Here is a 17,089-nt window from a genome sequence, read left to right on the forward strand (position 1 = left end):
TGCGTCCAAAATCAGCGATAAGCGTTGTTTTTATCGCTTTTTGAAACCTGCCTTCATTTACATAGTCTGAGTGCTATGTGGCAAAATCTCGAATTTGGATGTAATACCGAGCAAAAACAACGTCTTTACAATTCTTTAAGGACAAAAAAAAGTAGATCAGTACACTGGTGCTATTCAAATAATAAGGTGTGATGCAATGAAAAAAGGAATGCTACTGGGCGCCGTGATGTTGGCCGGCGTTGCGTTCTGGCAGTGGGAAGGTATACAGCCCTCGAACGAGGAAGCCTCTGCGCCACCACCAGGCGCTCGCTCTGTGGATGTGATGACCGCACCGGTAGAAACCCAGTCTGTTTCACCGTCTCTGTCGTTAGTGGGAAACGTCAAAGCTCATCAACAGATCAGTATTGAATCGGAAGTGTCGGCACGGATTGAAACCGTCCATGTGCAGCCGGGGGAAACGGTTGAAAAGGGCGCACCTTTGGTGACATTTAACCGTGCTAAAGCCCAAGCGGCTGTGTTGGAAGCGTCGGCCTATCTGAATGATGAGATGCGTAAACTTAAAGAATACAATAAGTTGGCGCAGCGCGGAGCATTGACGCAAACCGAGTTGGAAGCACAACAAGCCAGCGTCAACATTGCCCAAGCCCGTCTGCAGTCGGCGCAATCTGATTTAGATGATCATCGCCTAACCGCGCCATTTTCCGGGCGTATCGGTTTGTTTGATCTTAGCGTCGGTCAGCGTGTGGACATCGGTGAAACCTTGTTCAGTCTCGATAATCTGTCGCGTATGAATCTGGATATTCAAGTCCCAGAGCAGTATTTCAGCCGCTTATATCCTGATATGCCGGTGGCAGTGACCTCCCAAGCTTGGCCGGACAAAACGTTCAATGGTGAGATTCGGGTCGTGGATTCGCGTATCAACCAAGACGCATTATCTGTCGGTGTCCGGGTCGCGTTGGATAACCCTGAAAGCCAACTGCAACCTGGTATGCTGATGGAAGCAAAATTGGCCTTACCACAACAGCAAGCGGTGATTGTCCCGGTGCAAGCGCTGCAGTATTCCGGCACCCGTCGCTATGTGTTTCGTGTTGATGATGAAGGTATCGCCCATCGTACCGAAATTACCCTCGGTGCACGCATTGATAACCAAGTGGTAGTGAGTAAAGGACTTGAACCGGGGCAAAACATCGTCATACAAGGCTTGGTGAACATGCGCGATGGCGCACAAGTATCAGTGTTAAATGCAGAAGCGCCTAAACATCAAGCTGATGATCAAAGCCGTGTCGATGAGACCGCATCTGAGACGGAGGCCAGCTAATGTGGTTATCTGATGTGTCGGTGAAGCGGCCGGTGATGGCGGTGGTTTTGAGTTTACTGCTATGTGTGTTTGGTGCTGTGTCTTTTTCGACGCTCTCTGTGCGTGAGATGCCGGATATTGATAGCCCTGTGGTGAGTATTTACACCGGATATTCGGGCGCGTCGGCAAGCATTATGGAAAGCCAAGTCACACAGTTGATTGAAGATGAGCTGTCCGGCATTAGCGGTATTGATGAAATTACGTCAGTCAGTCGTAATGGCTCATCGCGTATCACGGTGGAATTTAACCTCGATCATCCACTGACTGAAGGCGTGAGTGATGTGCGCGATGCGGTGGCGCGTGCGCAAGGTGGACTGCCCGATGATGCCAATGATCCGATTGTGTATAAAGATAACGGCACCGGTGAGGCCGCGATATACATTAATCTTGCCTCATCGGAAATGGATCGCAACCAGCTCACTGAATACGCCCAGCGCACCCTGGAAGATAGGTTCAGTTTGATCTCCGGCGTAAGCTCGGTCGATTTATACGGTGCGCTGTATAAAGTGATGTATGTAAAACTGGATCCGACGCAGATGGCAGGACATGGCGTCACGACCCAAGATATTCTCGATGCATTGCGGGAGGAAAACCTAGAAAGCCCGGGCGGGGAAATCCGCAATGACGTGATGACCATGCCGGTGCGTAGCGATCGTTTGTATCGTGATGCGGAAGATTTTAAACAGCTGGTGATACGAACCACAGCTGATGGCACCGCGATTTATTTGTCGGACGTGGCGGACGTGGCGATTGGTTCACGCAATGAAGATGCGACCTATAAAAACAATGGTATCAACAACCTGAGTTTGGCCTTGATCCCACAATCCGATGCCAATCCGCTTGATATCTCTGATCGTGCCCATAAGCTCGTGGATGATATGCAGGCGTTTCTCCCTGAAGGCACGCGTCTGTGGGTCGATTATGACACCACCATATTTATCGAGCGATCGATAGAGGAAGTGTACAGCACGCTCTTTATTACTGGTGCGTTGGTGGTGCTGGTATTGTATATCTTTATCGGCCAAGCGCGTGCGACACTGATTCCCGCGGTGACCGTGCCTGTGTCATYGATTTCGGCCTTTATYGTTGCCTCAGCATTGGGGTTCTCGATTAATCTTCTTACCTTAATGGCGCTGATCTTAGCGATTGGGTTAGTGGTGGATGATGCCATCGTGGTGGTCGAAAATATCTTCCATCATTTACAGCAAGGCGATAAACCCTTGGTGGCCGCGTACCGCGGGGCGCGAGAAGTTGGCTTTGCGGTGATTGCGACCACGGCGGTGCTGGTGATGGTGTTCTTACCCATTACCTATATGGACGGCATGATAGGCAAGCTATTCACAGAATTTGCGGTGATGCTGGCCGTGACCGTGTTGTGTTCATCCTTGATTGCTCTGACGCTGACGCCCGTGCTGGGCAGTAAGTTACTGCGCTTAAATGTGTCATCCAGTCCGGTCAACCGCATTGTGACACGTGGGTTTGAGCGGCTTGAAAGCTATTATCGGCGCGCTTTAGTGCAGGTGCTGCGCTGGCGTTGGATGGCCCCAGTAGTAATCCTACTTTGCCTTGGTGGCAGTGGGGCGTTAATGCAATCTTTACCGTCTCAGTTGGTGCCGCAAGAAGACCGTGGTGTACTGTTAGCCTTTGTGAAAGGCGCTGAAGGGACGGCTTATAACCGCATGGTGGGCAACATTGAGCAAATTGAACAGCGCTTAATGCCACTGGTGGAAGCGGGCACCCTGAGTTCGGTGAGCTTGCAGACGCCCGCGTTTGGTGGTCGTGCCGGCGATCAAACCGGCTTTGTGATCATGCTTTTACCGGATTGGGATGAGCGCGACCGTTCAGCACAAGCCATTCTCGGGGAAGTGCGTCAGGTACTGAATGGCGTGCCAGATGTGCAAGTCTTCCCATTTGCCCCTGGTTTTGGCGGTCGAAGCTCTGAGCCGGTGCAATTTGTACTCAGCGGCCCAGACTACCMTGAGTTGCATCGCTGGGCTGAGACCTTGGGTGAAATGAGTCGTGAAGCGGGCATGATTGATAGCCCAGACTATGACTACAGCCAAAATACGCCTGAGCTAGTCGTCAAAGTAGACCGCCGTCGTGCGTCTGAACTTGGCATTTCGGTACGGGGCGTCTCCGACACCTTGGAAGTCATGTTAGGTGGTCGCGCGCAGACCAGCTACGTGGATCGCGGTGAAGAATACGATGTTTATGYGCGCGGCGATGAAAATGCGTTTAGCAGCAAGAGCGATCTGAGTCGTATCTATATGCGCAGTCGTAGTGGTCAATTGGTCTCGCTGGATGCGGTAACCACGGTGGAAGAAACCGCCTCTGCGCAGCGTCTAAGCCATACCAACAAGCAAAAATCGATCACCTTATCGGCGCACTTAGGTGAGGATGTGACGCTCGGCCAAGCACTCGATTATCTCGACTCCGCGGCGGCCGAGACGCTGCCAGCTGATATCTCGGTGGGCTACTCGGGCGAGTCGAAAGATTTTCGGGACAACCAAACCAGTGTGCTGGTGGTGTTTGGTTTAGCCCTCTTGGTATCGTACTTGGTGTTAGCGGCGCAATTTGAAAGCTTTATCAACCCCTTGGTAGTGATGTTGACGGTGCCCATGGGGATGCTAGGTGGCTTTTTAGGTTTGTGGCTGACCAACCAAGGGATCAATATCTATAGCCAAATTGGTTTGATCATGCTGATTGGGATGGTGACGAAAAACGGTATCTTAATCGTGGAGTTTGCCAACCAATTGCGTGATCGTGGTATTGCATTTGAAAAAGCGATTATCGATGCGTCAGTCCGTCGCTTGCGACCGATTTTGATGACGGCGTTTACCACTTTGGCAGGGATGATCCCGCTGATCTTGTCAACCGGTGCGGGGGCGGAAAGTCGTATCGCGGTTGGGACGGTGATCTTCACCGGTATGGCGTTTGCGACCTTTGTTACCTTGCTGGTGATCCCGGCGATGTATCGTCTGCTCTCCATTCATACTCACTCGCCTGAGTATGTGGCGCAACAGTTGGATAAAGCGCTCGCGGTAGAAACCGTGCATCGGACCAGTCATGGTGAGTTTGATACCCATCCGCATGATGAGCCGCACAAATAACGATGTGTTGACTCTCGACACAAAAACCGCCTCATTGCGAGGCGGTTTTTTATTGCTTGTCGCTGCCAGTGGATGCGCGCTGTTACGCGTTTTCGGCTTGTTTGCGTTGCAGTGCGGCTTGTACGTCTGCTTGGTTGGCCAGATAGTCATCTAAGCCACGCTGACGCAAGTGACAGGCTGGACACTCGCCACAGCCAGTGCCTTTAATCCCGTTATAACAGGTTAGGGTGTGGTCGCGCACAAAATCGAGAGCGTGATACTGATCGGCCAATGCCCAGGTCTCGGCTTTATTCAGCCACATCAGCGGCGTCACTAAGGCGAGTTGTCTGTCCATGCCGCGCTCAAGGGCTTGCTGCATTGATTGAATAAAATCGTTACGACAATCTGGATAGCCAGAAAAATCGGTTTCGCAGACACCGGTGATCACAGCCTCAGCGCCAATTTGATAGGCGTAGATACCCGCTAAAGTCAAAAACAAGATATTACGTCCCGGCACAAAGGAATTGGGCAGGCCGTTCTCGTTCAGTGCATTGGAAACAGGAATGTTGTCGCGTGTGAGCGAGCTAATCGCCAATTCATTGAGTAAGCCAACATCCAATACCTTATGCGCACTGACTTTGCGGTTTGCAGCAATCTCACGAGCAACATCAATTTCTTGCTTGTGGCGCTGGTTATAGTCGAAAGTGAGGCAATGCACTTCGTCGTACTCTGCTTGCGCTTGAATCAAACAGGTGGTTGAATCCTGTCCTCCGCTAAATACCACAACGGCTTTTTTCATTGGTTTGTCCTTTGGCGGTGCTACTTACCCAGTGTTACACAGAGCACGGATGGTACCCCTGTGTGGTATCGACAGCAAGCCAGATGCGATGATCTGAGTGTTGCGTTATCACAAACAAAACCCCTGCTCCTGTGAGCATCAAGTGCTACAGTAACGGTATTTAGATGTCACGATTGATCGAGCGATGAAAGTAGAACGAGTAACTACCTCATTAAATGTGGATGATTATGAGTTAACGCAGAGCCGTCTTGCTATCTTAGAAGGGATCGCGCGTGGCGAGCGCGCAATTACCGAAGAGAAGCTCTTGAGTCACCATGATGCCAAAGAACAAATGTCCAAATGGCTCAGCGGCTGACTGCGCGTCAGGTAACGCGCAGTGTTCGTCTTTATGTTTACTGTTTCGCGACAAAAGCTTTTAACCCTTCGAGCGTCTCGACTGGGATAGGGCAGCTTTTACCGGTTTTAAAATCGCAATAGACAACCAAGGCCTCGCCCTCGGCCACACAGCGCTCTTGATTGTGACTATAGATTTCATACTTCATCGCATAGCGCTTTTCTTGAATATCCTCGACCCAAGCGACGGTGGTGATGGTATCTGGATACACCAAAGGGGCGCGATAATCGCAGCGGGTTGAGGCGACCACGGGACCAACATTCAGCCGTTTGGCGAGCTCGAACACTTCCAATTTTTCAAGCATCACCACACGCACATCTTCAAAATAGCGAAAGTACACGGTGTTATTGATGTGTTGCATGGCATCCATGTCGTTCCAAACAATCGCCTGCGTATGAGAGAGCGGGTAGTTTTCTACTGGGATATTAGCCACAAGACAATCCTCCTTAATTGTGTGCCTTGATTGCACACCAAGCCCAATGACAAGACAAGCTGCGCAGGTATAAATACGGAGCTTTGTCTAACAATGACGTAACAAAATACATAAGTCGACAAAGTGGTTATCAGGGTGTGTGGCGCTAATCGGTTAATGTGGCAGCAATCAGACTCTGGTATGATACGCCCCCTTTGGCCGTGCTTGGGCGCGGCATGATTTACTTTTGTTGTGGATACGACTTTGACTGATACCGCTTTTTCCTCGCTTGCGTTACCCGCTGATTTACTCGATAACTTAGCAACCTTGGGTTATACGCACATGACGCCCATTCAGGCGCAGAGCTTACCGTCTGTGCTTAGTGGGAAAGATATTATTGCCCAAGCAAAAACCGGCTCGGGGAAAACGGCGGCGTTTAGCCTAGGAGTGTTAGCCAAACTGAACGTAAAACGCTTTCGCGTGCAATCTTTGGTGCTGTGTCCAACCCGTGAGTTGGCCGAGCAAGTGGCGGTTGAGATGCGTAAGTTGGCGCGTGGTCGCCATAATGTCAAAGTGCTGACGCTTTGTGGCGGCGTATCGATTGGCCCACAAATTGGCTCACTGGAGCATGGTGCACACATTATTGTCGGCACTCCGGGGCGTGTCGACGATCATTTACGCAAGGGTACATTGCGCCTCGATGATGTTGAAACCTTGGTGTTGGATGAAGCCGATCAGATGCTGGATATGGGCTTCCAAGATACCTTGGATGCTATCATTGCGCGTGTTCCCGCTCATCGCCAAACCTTATTATTCAGCGCCACCTTCCCGCGCTCGATCAATGCTATTGCGCAGCGAGTGCTGAGCCACCCTGTCTCCGTTAAAGTGGATGAGGTGCAAACGCAAAGTACAATCTCGCAACACGTCTATAAAGTTGATGACAACAGGCAGCGTTACCAGGCGTTAAAGTTACTTTTATTGCACTTTCAGCCGCAAAGCTGCGTGGTGTTCTGTACGACCAAAGCTCAAACCCAACAAGTTTGCGATAACCTAGAAGATGACGGTTTTAGCGCCGTTGCCTTGCATGGCGATATTGAACAGCGTGGCCGTGAGCGCACCTTGGTAAAATTTGCCAACAAAAGTGCGTCCGTGCTGGTGGCCACTGATGTGGCCGCGCGAGGCTTAGACATTGATGACATGGATATGGTGATCAACTATCAACTCGCCCACGATCCGCAAACTCACGTGCACCGCGTTGGACGTACCGGTCGCGCTGGCAAAAAAGGGGTGGCGTGTTCGCTATATAACGATGCCGAGCACTATAAGCTGGCGATGATTGGCGATCAGTATGACCGCGATTTTCTCCCTGAAGCACTGCCGTCGCAAGACTTGCTCGGCACCGTGCCTTATCAGCCTGAGATGGCAACCTTGATGATTGACTCAGGTAAAAAACAAAAAGTGCGCGCGGGTGACATTTTGGGCGCGCTGACCGGTCAAGCGGGCATTGACGGTAAGCAGGTGGGCAAAATCAATGTGCTAGATAATGTGGCGTTTATTGCAGTGTCGCAATCCTGCGTTAAAGCCGCGTTGCGTAAGCTCAATGATGGAAAAGTGAAAGGCCGCACCATTCGCGCCCGCCGGGTTTAGTTTTTACCGTAAGCTATAGAGTAGCTTGCTAAGCTGCTAAATTAACTGCAATGGTGCCATTGGCGTAGGTGACACAAGCCCCAGCACGATGATGGGTATGTGCACATTGTCAACGGGCGTCTGTCACGATCAGCGCCAATTTTAACCTCCATTGTCGGAGGCGCGCAGGGCACATCGATGCACGAGGCACACATCGTGCTGGCGCTTTTCCGACCTACGCGTGGTTTCTATATCGGTGGTGCCATCGACGACGATTGCTCGTTCCCACGCTCCTGCGTGGGAATGCATACAATGACAAAATTTATGCATTGATGGTGCCATCGGCGTAGGTGACACAAGCCCCGGTAAGATGTCAACAATGATGCACTATGCCACCTGGGCGCCTGTCACGTTTGGCGCCAAATTTAACCTCGGGGTTAATCTTTGGCTTTGATGTCCGATGGCGCCGTGCAACGGGCGCGCGTCGCAAATCACAATAAGCTTGCGCGATCGAGTTGGTGCTTATACCGACCTACGCCTGGTTTCTATATCGGTGGTGCCATCGGCGACGATTGCTCGTTCCCACGCTCCTGCGTGGGAATGCATACAATGACAAAATTTATGCATTGATGGTGCCATCGGCGTAGGTGACACAAGCCCCGGTAAGATGTCAACAATGATGCACTATGCCACCTGGGCGCCTGTCACGTTTGGTGCCAAATTTGACATCGAGGTTAATCTTTGGCTTTGATGTCCGATGGCGCCGTGCAACGGGCGCGCGGCCCATATCGTGATAATGATTGGCATTGTGCTGGCGCTTATGCCGACCTACGCCTGATCTATATATTAACGCGCCTGTTTATCCAACGTCTGTATAGACGATGGCGCGTTACCCCAACACCGTCTGCAAATCATGAGTCGCTTGGTCGAGATCCCCAATGTGCTCGCGTACCCAATCAGGGTTGTAATAGGTGTCTAGGTAGCGCTCGCCGCTGTCACATAACAAGGTGACAATAGAGCCTTTCTCGCCGTTGGCGCGCATTTCATTGGCCAGCATTAAGACGCCGTACAGGTTGGTACCGGTAGACGCGCCGGCTTTGCGGCCAAGCTGGCTTTCTAGCCAGTGAATGGTGGCGATACTGTGAGTGTCCGGCACTGTGGTCATTCTATCAATCACGCCGGGAATAAAGCTGGGCTCGACACGTGGCCGTCCAATCCCTTCAATCCGACTGCTCTCATCCGTCGTTAAGTTTTTATCGCCGGTGAGGAAGTAATCGTGAAATACCGAGTGCTCAGCATCGGCCACCATCAGTTGAGTGGGTTGGCAGCGATAGCGAATGTAGCGGCCAATGGTCGCCGAGGTACCGCCGGTGCCTGGGCTCATCACAATCCAGCGAGGGATCGGAAAGCGCTCGTACTGCATTTGATCAAAAATACGGTTGGCAATGTTGTTATTGCTACGCCAGTCCGTCGCGCGCTCGGCATAGGTAAACTGATCCATGTAATGGCCATTGAGCTCTTTAGCAAGGCGGCGAGACTCGGCATAGATCTGGTCTGACCGCTCGACAAAGTGCGCTTCACCGCCATAAAAACGGATTTGCTCAATCTTCTTACACGCAGTGTTTTTGGGCACCACAGCAATAAACCGTAAGCCAAGTAGGCGAGCAAAATACGCTTCGGAAATGGCAGTACTGCCTGATGAGCTTTCAATGATGGTGGTGTGCTCATCAATCCAGCCATTACATAAGCCGTACAAAAACAAAGAACGCGCCAAGCGGTGCTTCAAACTGCCGGTCGGGTGGGTGCTTTCGTCTTTCAGATAGATATCAATGTCCGTAAAGCTAGGGAGATCGAGCTTAATTAAATGGGTATCTGCAGAGCGTTTAAAGTCCGCTTCAATCAGGCGAATCGCGTTACCGACCCAAGTATGGCAAAGAGGTGGGGTTGTCATCATGCGTCTCCGAATGCGTAATTAACACCAGTTTACGCAAAGTGTGGGATAAAAACCTTGCTATTTTTGCTCTATAATGACGCCAAAATAGAAAAATAAACTATTAAATAATACTTAATGGAAATAAATTTTTATGACTGTCACCTTAGATGAGATAGATCGCACTTTMCTCGCGGCGCTGCAGGAAGATGCCAACTGGTCTGTGTCCGCGCTGGCCGAACGGGTGAATTTAACCACGACTCCCTGTTGGAAGCGGCTGAAACGGCTGGAATCACAAGGGGTGATCCGTGGTCGGGTGGCATTGCTTGACCCGGAAACCGTTGGCCTAGCCTTTACCGCCTTCGTCCACATCAAAACTAATGATCACAGTGAGCAGTGGTATAAGACCTTTACCGAGGTGGTGACCGAGTTCCCTGAGGTGATGGAATTCTACCGCATGGCAGGTGAGTATGATTACATGATGAAGGTGCAGGTAGCTGATATGACTCGATTTGATCATTTTTATAAAAAGCTGGTCAATTCTGTGCCAAGTCTGAATAATGTGACATCAACATTCGCCATGGAAGCGCTTAAGTACACCACCGCCTTACCGATCCGATAGGTCGTTCTGATGATAAAAATGCGGGGATAAAAAGGAGACCTCATGAAGGTGTTTTGGCAGTTAGGCTGGTTTTTTAAACGTGAATGGCGTCGTTATCTCGGCGCCATGATTATTTTGGTATTTGTCTCTGTCTTCGAGTTGATCCCGCCGATGGCCGTGGGCCATGTGGTTGATGGCGTGGTCGCGGGCGAGATTTCCACTGAGCTACTGATGTGGCTACTGGCAGGCATGCTGGCCATTTGGGTGGTGGTGTATGTGCTGCGCATTGTGTGGCGAGTCTGGCTATTTGGTGCCGCGGCTGAGCTGGGCACTGTGCTGCGCAATCGGCTTTATGATCACTTTACCCGTCAATCCCCGCATTTTTTCCGTCGCTACCCGAGTGGCGATATCATGGCGCGCTCTACCAATGATGTAAAAGCAGTGGTAATGACCGCCGGTGAAGGGGTTCTGACCGCTGGGGATTCTATTATCACAGGCGCGGCCGTGCTCATTGTGATGGTAAGCCAAATCAGCTGGCAGCTGACGCTTTTAGCGCTGCTACCGATGCCGGTGATGGCGGTGCTGGTTAATCGCTTTGGTCGTCGTTTGCACCATACCTTCACCGAATCACAAGCGGCGTTTTCTGAGCTGTCAGAGGTGAGTCAGTCCTCACTGTCAGCAGTGCGTATGGTGCGTGCATTCGGCTTAGAGCAGCACCAGATGAATCAGTTTAATCAAGTTGCCGATCGTACTGGGGAGAAAAACCTCGCGGTGGCGCGGGTTGATGCGCTGTTTTCGCCGGTGATCCAAGGCACCATTGGTGCTTCGTTTTTCCTGACCGTGTCTGGCGGCGGCTACATGGTCGCTACTGGTGAGATTTCGCTTGGGGATCTTACCGCATTTACCTTGTATCAAGGCTTGATGATTTGGCCGATGCTCGCGGTGGCGTGGCTGTTTAATATCATTGAGCGTGGGCGTGCGGCTTGGACGCGGATTGATGCGTTGCTGCAAGAGCAGCCAGACATTGTTGGTGGTGACACGCTGCTGCCAGACACCATGCAGCCGTTGACGCTGGCGATTGAGCAGTTTAAGTGGCAACCGGATGACAGTTTTGCCCTCAAAGATATCCATGTGACGCTTCCGCCCGGGGCCATGCTGGGGATTGCCGGCCCAGTCGGCAGTGGTAAATCCACCTTGTTGCAATTGCTGCTTCATCTGACCCAGCTTGAAAAGGGCGATATTCGCTATGGTGATGTGTCGATAGCGGAGGCTGATTTGTCATCATGGCGACAACGTTTCGCGGTGGTGACGCAAACACCATTTTTGTTTTCGCGATCGATCGCGGAAAACATCGCCCTTGGTCGTCCTGATGCGACCCAAGCGGAAATCGAACAGGCGGCGACACTTGCCTGCATTGATGAAGACATCCGTCAGCTGCCGCACGGGTATCAAACCGCGGTGGGTGAAAAAGGGATCACCTTATCTGGTGGTCAAAAGCAGCGTATTTCGATTGCTCGCGCTTTATTGGTGGAAGCGGAGTGTTTGATTTTGGATGATGCTTTGTCAGCCGTTGATGGTGACACCGAGCACCGCATTTTGCAGAACCTGCAACAGCATCAGCATACCCGTACCACGATAGTGATTGCTCACCGCTTATCGGCACTGGAAAACGCCGATGAAATTGTGGTGCTCAGTCATGGGCAAATCCGAGAGCGTGGCCAGCATCGCCAATTGATTCAACAGCCAGGATGGTATCAAGAAATGCACCAATATCAGCAGCTGGAAGCGGCATTGGAAGCCGATGAGGAGCCGCGCCATGACTAAGCGAGAGATCTTATTTCGATTGCTAGGCTACATGCGCCGCGACAGGCGTCAATTTGTGATTGCCACGATTTTCTTGCTGGTGGCGGCGGTGGCAGAGGTGACGGGCCCTTATTTGGTGCAAATTTTTCTCGATAACTATGTCGCCAAAGACCATTATCCGGCGATGATCATGTGGGCACTGGCCGTCGGTTATATCGTATCGACCATTGTCTCCGCGGGCTTTCAGTATCAGTACGAGCTGCGTTTTAACACCATGGCGGTGGCCATCATTCAACGTATTCGTAAAGCGGTGTTCGCCAATGTGATTAAACAGCCTCTGTCAGCCTTTGATTATGTGCCGATGGGACGGATTGTGTCGCGCTTGACCAATGACACCGAGTCGTTGAAAGAGCTGTATGTGTCGGTGCTTTCAACCTTTCTACGCAACATCGCGCTGATTGGGGTGATGCTGGTGGCGATGCTGATGCTCAGTGTGCAACTGACAATGGTGGTGCTGGTACTACTGCCTTGTGTGGTACTGGTGATGGCGCGCTATCAAAAACGCTCAGCGCCTGCGTATCGTCGGGCACGAGACCGACTAGCAGATATCAACGGGGTGATGAATGAATCTGTGCTCGGCATGAATTTGATCCAGCTAATGCAGCAAGAGCGGGCGTTCTCCTCGCGATTCAGTGATATGACTGCGGATCACCTAGATGCCATGGTGACTATTCAACGCCTGAACGGGATCTATCTTCGCCCTTTGATTGATTTATTGGCAGGGGCCGCGTTGCTGTCTTTGGTGGCTATCTTCGGTTTTAGCGGCACGGCAGTGATTGGGGTTGGGGTGCTGTACGCCTTTTTAAGCTACTTGGGGCGGATCACCGAGCCATTGATTGAAATGATGCAGCAACTGTCACTGCTTCAGCAGGCTATCTCGGCCGGTGAGCGGCTTTTCGAAATGATGGATACGCCGCCTGAGCAATATGGCCATGACACCACGCCGATCCCTGAWGGGGCCATTGCACTGCAGAATGTATCGTTTTCCTACGATGGTGAAACATCGGTGTTGTCAGACGTGAGTGTAGACGTCCCTGCGGGCGGCTTTCTGGCGTTAGTCGGTCATACAGGCAGCGGTAAATCAACTTTGGCGTCGTTACTGATGGGATTTTATCGCGCAGGTGAGGGGACGCTGACGCTGGGGGGGTTACCGATCGAAAGCTTGAGTCATCAAAGCTTGCGTGAGGGCGTTGCCATGGTGCAACAAGACCCACACATGTTGACGGGGAGTTTGCGAGAAAACATCGCGCTGGGACAGACGCTGGACGATGAAAAAATTTGGCATGCACTCGAGCAAGTGGCGTTGGCAGATTACGTGAAAGGATTGCCAGCGGGGCTGGATACCTTACTTGGTGAGGGCGGAATGACCTTTTCTGCCGGTCAGCGCCAGCTGTTAGCTCTGGCGCGGGTGTTGGTGCGTCAGCCTAAAATTCTGATCCTCGATGAAGCCACCGCCAATATTGATTCCGGCACCGAAGAGCTTGTGCAACAAGCGCTGAACAGGTTACGCCAACAGATGACAGTGGTGGTGATTGCGCACCGCTTATCGACCATTGCCGAGGCCGATAACATCCTCGTCTTGCATCGTGGCCGCGTGATTGAGCAAGGGTGTCATCAAAGCCTGCTGCGTCAGCAAGGCCGCTACTGGCAGATGTATCAACTCCAGCAAGCCAGCGCCCATTTAGCCGCATTAGAGGAAGAGGCGCAGGTGTAGCGGCTCAGTCATGCGTGAAGCACAATTAAAAAGGGGCGCAATGCCCCTTTTTAAAGCCCTTTTTTGTGCTGCTCAGACTCGCTCACGCTCGAGACGTTGATGGTTAGGAGAGTTTTCGCATCAAACCCTCTTGGGTGGCTGAAGCAACAAGATCGCCTTGCTGATTGAAAAGTTCGCCGCGTACAAAGCCACGCGCGCCACTGGCGGAGGGGCTTTCAATCGCAAACAACAGCCACTCATCCATTCTAAACGGGCGGTGGAACCACATAGAGTGATCAATAGTGGCCACTTTCATGCCCGGCGTAAGCAGCGTCACTGCATGAGGCTGCAAGGCCGTGACCAAAAAGCCCCAATCGGCAGCATAGCCGAGTAAATACTGGTGGACATGAAAATCGTCCCCCACTTCGCCATTGGCGCGGATCCACAGATATTGCTTAGCGGGCGCGGCGTGGGGCTTGAGTGGGTTGATCACCGTGGCTGGTCGCACTTCAATCGGCTTGTCGCCCCCAAAGGCTTTTACCACATTTGGCGGTAGCTTGTGGGCAATATCATTGACAAGCGATTGCTCAGAGCGCAAGGTCTCGGGCGCTGGCACGTCTGCTGGCATGGTGTTTTGATGCTCAAAGCTTTCTTCCTCCTCTTGATAAGAGGCAGTGAGATAGAAAATCGGTTTTCCGTACTGGACGGCTTTTATTCGCCGGGTACTGAAACTTTTTCCGTCTCTAAGTATCTCAACATCGTAGATGATCGGCTGCTCAGGGTCACCTGGGCGCAGAAAATAACTGTGGAATGAATGCAAAAAGCGCTCGGGCTCTACGGAGGTTTTCGCGGCAGACAACGCTTGTCCAATCACTTGCCCACCATACACTTGGGGCAGTCCAAGGTTTTCACTCTGGCCGCGGTAAAGGCCGGTGTCTAATCGCTCAAGCTGCAGCAGTTGTAAGAGTTCTTTTAGTGGTTGGCTCATAAGTCCTTGATTCATGCTATGCTTCCATTGTTACTGTTCAAGCTATCATAACCTTAGTGTTTTTGCCGCATTTGAACGTGCTTCAGTGAGGATTCTTTAATGAAGAAACTAACGTTTCTATTGTTCGCCTTATTCACTGCTTTGGTGTTTACTGCTTGTTCTGGAAATAGCCAACCTAATGATTTAGCGACTGTTTCTGGCAGTTTGGTGTATCGCGAACGCCTTGCGTTGCCGGAAAATGCCAGTGTGACGGTGCGGCTGGTAGAAATCAAAAATATGGATGCCCCAGGCAAAGTAATCAGTCGCCAGTCTTTTGTGACAGAAGGGCAGCAAACGCCTTTGCATTTTTCCCTCAACTACGATCCGGGCCAAATCACGGCGACGCACGATTATGTGATCACCGCCCAGGTCGATGTGAGTGATCGGCCTCTATTTATTACCAATACGGTCAATAAAGTGATCACGGATACGAATCACACCTATGATCCAACGCTAACACTGGTGCGCGCGGGGCATTGATCGCTACACTGATAAGAGATACCCGCACAAGGAGTGTGCATGCGAATCTCACTGTTTCTCTGGCCCGTGTTGGTGCTGACGGTTATCGCTGTCGCGGGGATTAGCGCCACGTTTTCCCTGAATAGTCTAGCGATTGCCGCGTCTGCTTTATTCTTTTTCTATCCAGATAAAGTCGCGAGTTGGTGCCTAGCGCTAGCGATGGCGATTTTTGCCTTTACCTTGCCACATCTCCCTGCGCTGTTAGCCGCGAGCACGCTATTGCTTTTGCCGGCTTTGTCTCTCTGGTTCAATCCCGACCGACACCCACACGTCAAGCTATTACTCGGTGCGGTGATGGTAGCCATGTTTGCGGGGATGATGGCTTTGCAATCTGAAGCGAAATTGGGTGGCTCACCGACTACGCTCGCGCTGCAAACGCTAGCACTCATGGGGTTATGGCTAGCGATCAGATATTGGCCAGGTTACCAGCCGCCTCATCGCGGGGCCTGGTTGTTACTGCCTATATTAGTGGCGGTGAGTGGCTGGCCTGCGGCGCTATGGACTGCGGCTGTGGTGATGGTTGTTTGGTTGTTACAGTGGGTGGGGTTCACACCGCAATTTGCTCGTTCTCGTCACCTTGCCTTGCATCTTATCCCGAGTATGCCGTTTTTGGTGATTACGTGGCTTACTCCTGGACAACTCACGCTGTCGCTATTGGTCGCGTGGGCCACCATGCTTGCGGCGATTTGGGTTGGTGAGTATTTGCTATTGGAAGAGCCGGACGATCAATAGAAAATTGCCTAGAAGATAAACAGTTAACGAATGAGGTCATGAATCCTCCTTGCATTGCATCCAGCCTTGCCACATAATGCCCCGCAGTTAAGCAAGCTTAACGACATATCGATGGAGGCCTCCTTGGTTCTCCCGCAACACTATCTTGTGTACTGGGTCAGGTCCGGAAGGAAGCAGCCCGCGCTTGGGACGTGTGTGCCGGGATGTAGCTGGGGAGGTCTCCGCCCTTTCTGCTCCCCTAAAATTCAATTTCTCGTTACAACTCATGCTTCTCGAGCAATATATGGTGCCGCCTTGGTTAGGGCTTTTACGTCCGTATTACTCACTCATTGAATGAGATTGTAGGTTGTTTAGGCATAAAAATAGCCCGACAAAGCGGGCTATTTTTACGTTATCGAACAGGTGATCAGTTGAGGTAAGCGTTAAGCATCCACATCAGTTTTTCTTGTTCGCGGATGTAATCGCTCATCAGTGCAGATGTCCCTTCGTCACCCGCATCTCCGGCAAGATTCATGATGTCGCGCTGAAGGCCAATCAGAACGCTAAAGCCTTCAACCAGCGCACGGACACCAGCTTGACCATTTGCTTCGGGTGCATGCTCTTTAATTTCACTGACCTTCAGGTACTCGCTGAAGCGATGCTCGGCGGTGCCACCGATGGTGAGAATGCGCTCAGCGACTTCATCAATCTTGGTTTGAAGATCGGTATAAATCTCTTCAAATTTGGTATGCAACTCGAAAAAGTCGTTGCCTTTGATGTTCCAGTGAAAACCACGCACATTGGTGTATAGCACTTGGTAGTTCGCTAATAGCGTATCCAAACGCGCGCCTAGATCTTCGGCTTTGCTGCTGTCTAGTCCAATCAATGCTGCTTGCTTACTCATTTAATGCCTCCTTAGTGGCAAATCAATGTGTTCGACCCTTCGCTTTATCGCGAGTGCCAAGCACTGGAAACGGTTCGTTCCAAACGATGTGGATAGAGTAACTACCCGATATAAAGAAAGAAAATGGAGTTAACCTATATACACGATAGGTGTGACCTATGATG

At 51.4% G+C, this 17,089-nt stretch carries 13 protein-coding genes, 1 other RNA gene and 1 pseudogene; 10 read left to right on the forward strand and 5 right to left on the reverse strand.

The window, feature by feature from the left end; translation table 11 throughout:
• Positions 1-196 precede the first annotated feature (196 nt).
• A complete protein-coding gene (locus BZG14_RS08060) occupies positions 197-1,318 on the forward strand; it encodes an efflux RND transporter periplasmic adaptor subunit (RefSeq protein WP_077608464.1) in 1,122 nt (373 codons plus the stop codon).
• Positions 1,318-4,467: a multidrug efflux RND transporter permease subunit gene (locus BZG14_RS08065; RefSeq protein WP_077608465.1), complete on the forward strand. Its 3,150-nt coding sequence runs from the start codon at positions 1,318-1,320 to the stop codon at positions 4,465-4,467. The genes BZG14_RS08060 and BZG14_RS08065 overlap by 1 nt, the downstream gene beginning before the upstream one ends.
• Before the next feature lie 82 nt (positions 4,468-4,549).
• Here the strand turns inward: BZG14_RS08065 and queC are convergent, their stop codons facing one another.
• A complete protein-coding gene (queC, locus tag BZG14_RS08070) occupies positions 4,550-5,245 on the reverse strand; it encodes a 7-cyano-7-deazaguanine synthase QueC (protein WP_077485265.1) in 696 nt (231 codons plus the stop codon).
• 211 nt (positions 5,246-5,456) lie between these two features.
• On the opposite strand from queC, the pseudogene BZG14_RS15565 reads away from it, so the two are divergent.
• A pseudogene (locus tag BZG14_RS15565) lies at positions 5,457-5,600 on the forward strand (type II toxin-antitoxin system Phd/YefM family antitoxin); the annotation flags it as partial.
• A 37-nt stretch (positions 5,601-5,637) separates the two neighbouring features.
• Here BZG14_RS15565 and BZG14_RS08075 read toward each other — a convergent pair.
• Positions 5,638-6,072 (reverse strand): acyl-CoA thioesterase, encoded by a 435-nt coding sequence (locus tag BZG14_RS08075; RefSeq protein WP_241824636.1) that lies wholly within the window; start codon positions 6,070-6,072, stop codon positions 5,638-5,640.
• Positions 6,073-6,315: 243 nt separating this feature from the next.
• On the opposite strand from BZG14_RS08075, the gene dbpA reads away from it, so the two are divergent.
• The gene (gene dbpA, locus BZG14_RS08080) at positions 6,316-7,698 is read left to right on the forward strand and encodes an ATP-dependent RNA helicase DbpA (protein WP_077608466.1); all 1,383 of its coding nucleotides are present in this window, start codon (positions 6,316-6,318) and stop codon (positions 7,696-7,698) included.
• 868 nt (positions 7,699-8,566) lie between these two features.
• Here the strand turns inward: dbpA and BZG14_RS08085 are convergent.
• The gene (locus BZG14_RS08085) at positions 8,567-9,628 is read right to left on the reverse strand and encodes a PLP-dependent cysteine synthase family protein (RefSeq protein ID WP_077608467.1); all 1,062 of its coding nucleotides are present in this window, start codon (positions 9,626-9,628) and stop codon (positions 8,567-8,569) included.
• A 133-nt stretch (positions 9,629-9,761) separates the two neighbouring features.
• On the opposite strand from BZG14_RS08085, the gene BZG14_RS08090 reads away from it, so the two are divergent.
• From BZG14_RS08090 to BZG14_RS08100, 3 genes are read left to right on the forward strand one after another with little or no spacing between them, the layout of a single operon-like run.
• On the forward strand, positions 9,762-10,229 hold the full coding sequence (locus BZG14_RS08090) for an Lrp/AsnC family transcriptional regulator (RefSeq protein WP_077608468.1): 468 nt from the start codon (positions 9,762-9,764) through the stop codon (positions 10,227-10,229).
• 42 nt (positions 10,230-10,271) lie between these two features.
• The gene (locus BZG14_RS08095) at positions 10,272-12,032 is read left to right on the forward strand and encodes an ABC transporter transmembrane domain-containing protein (protein ID WP_077608469.1); all 1,761 of its coding nucleotides are present in this window, start codon (positions 10,272-10,274) and stop codon (positions 12,030-12,032) included.
• Positions 12,025-13,785 (forward strand): ABC transporter transmembrane domain-containing protein, encoded by a 1,761-nt coding sequence (locus BZG14_RS08100; protein ID WP_077608470.1) that lies wholly within the window; start codon positions 12,025-12,027, stop codon positions 13,783-13,785. The genes BZG14_RS08095 and BZG14_RS08100 overlap by 8 nt, the downstream gene beginning before the upstream one ends.
• A gap of 103 nt (positions 13,786-13,888) precedes the next feature.
• On the opposite strand, the gene tesB is transcribed toward BZG14_RS08100, so the two are convergent.
• The gene (gene tesB, locus BZG14_RS08105) at positions 13,889-14,752 is read right to left on the reverse strand and encodes an acyl-CoA thioesterase II (protein WP_077608474.1); all 864 of its coding nucleotides are present in this window, start codon (positions 14,750-14,752) and stop codon (positions 13,889-13,891) included.
• Positions 14,753-14,851: 99 nt separating this feature from the next.
• On the opposite strand from tesB, the gene BZG14_RS08110 reads away from it, so the two are divergent.
• The 3 genes from BZG14_RS08110 (at position 14,852) to ffs (ending at position 16,260) form a co-directional block, all read left to right on the forward strand.
• Positions 14,852-15,271 (forward strand): YbaY family lipoprotein, encoded by a 420-nt coding sequence (locus tag BZG14_RS08110; RefSeq protein WP_077608471.1) that lies wholly within the window; start codon positions 14,852-14,854, stop codon positions 15,269-15,271.
• Positions 15,272-15,310: 39 nt separating this feature from the next.
• Positions 15,311-16,042 carry a hypothetical protein gene (locus BZG14_RS08115; RefSeq protein WP_077608472.1) on the forward strand — a complete coding sequence of 244 codons (732 nt, stop codon included), beginning with the start codon at positions 15,311-15,313 and terminating at the stop codon, positions 16,040-16,042.
• Positions 16,043-16,163: 121 nt separating this feature from the next.
• Positions 16,164-16,260, forward strand: an RNA gene (ffs, locus tag BZG14_RS08120) — signal recognition particle sRNA small type.
• A 188-nt stretch (positions 16,261-16,448) separates the two neighbouring features.
• Here ffs and BZG14_RS08125 read toward each other — a convergent pair.
• The gene (locus tag BZG14_RS08125; protein WP_077486604.1) at positions 16,449-16,925 is read right to left on the reverse strand and encodes a Dps family protein; all 477 of its coding nucleotides are present in this window, start codon (positions 16,923-16,925) and stop codon (positions 16,449-16,451) included.
• Positions 16,926-17,089: the final 164 nt, after the last annotated feature.

Origin of the sequence: Salinivibrio sp. IB282 (genome assembly GCF_001995685.1) — a bacterium.
Classification (GTDB): Bacteria; Pseudomonadota; Gammaproteobacteria; order Enterobacterales; family Vibrionaceae; genus Salinivibrio; species Salinivibrio kushneri.

Bases quoted from the DNA above. Each gene is read 5' to 3' on its own strand.
- BZG14_RS08110 (WP_077608471.1), top strand. From the start codon at position 14,852: ATGAAGAAACTAACGTTTCTATTGTTCGCCTTATTCACTGCTTTGGTG.
- BZG14_RS08125 (WP_077486604.1), bottom strand. From the start codon at position 16,925: ATGAGTAAGCAAGCAGCATTGATTGGACTAGACAGCAGCAAAGCCGAA.
- tesB (WP_077608474.1), bottom strand. From the start codon at position 14,752: ATGAGCCAACCACTAAAAGAACTCTTACAACTGCTGCAGCTTGAGCGA.
- BZG14_RS08095 (WP_077608469.1), top strand. From the start codon at position 10,272: ATGAAGGTGTTTTGGCAGTTAGGCTGGTTTTTTAAACGTGAATGGCGT.
- BZG14_RS08060 (WP_077608464.1), top strand. From the start codon at position 197: ATGAAAAAAGGAATGCTACTGGGCGCCGTGATGTTGGCCGGCGTTGCG.
- BZG14_RS08085 (WP_077608467.1), bottom strand. From the start codon at position 9,628: ATGACAACCCCACCTCTTTGCCATACTTGGGTCGGTAACGCGATTCGC.
- queC (WP_077485265.1), bottom strand. From the start codon at position 5,245: ATGAAAAAAGCCGTTGTGGTATTTAGCGGAGGACAGGATTCAACCACC.
- BZG14_RS08115 (WP_077608472.1), top strand. From the start codon at position 15,311: ATGCGAATCTCACTGTTTCTCTGGCCCGTGTTGGTGCTGACGGTTATC.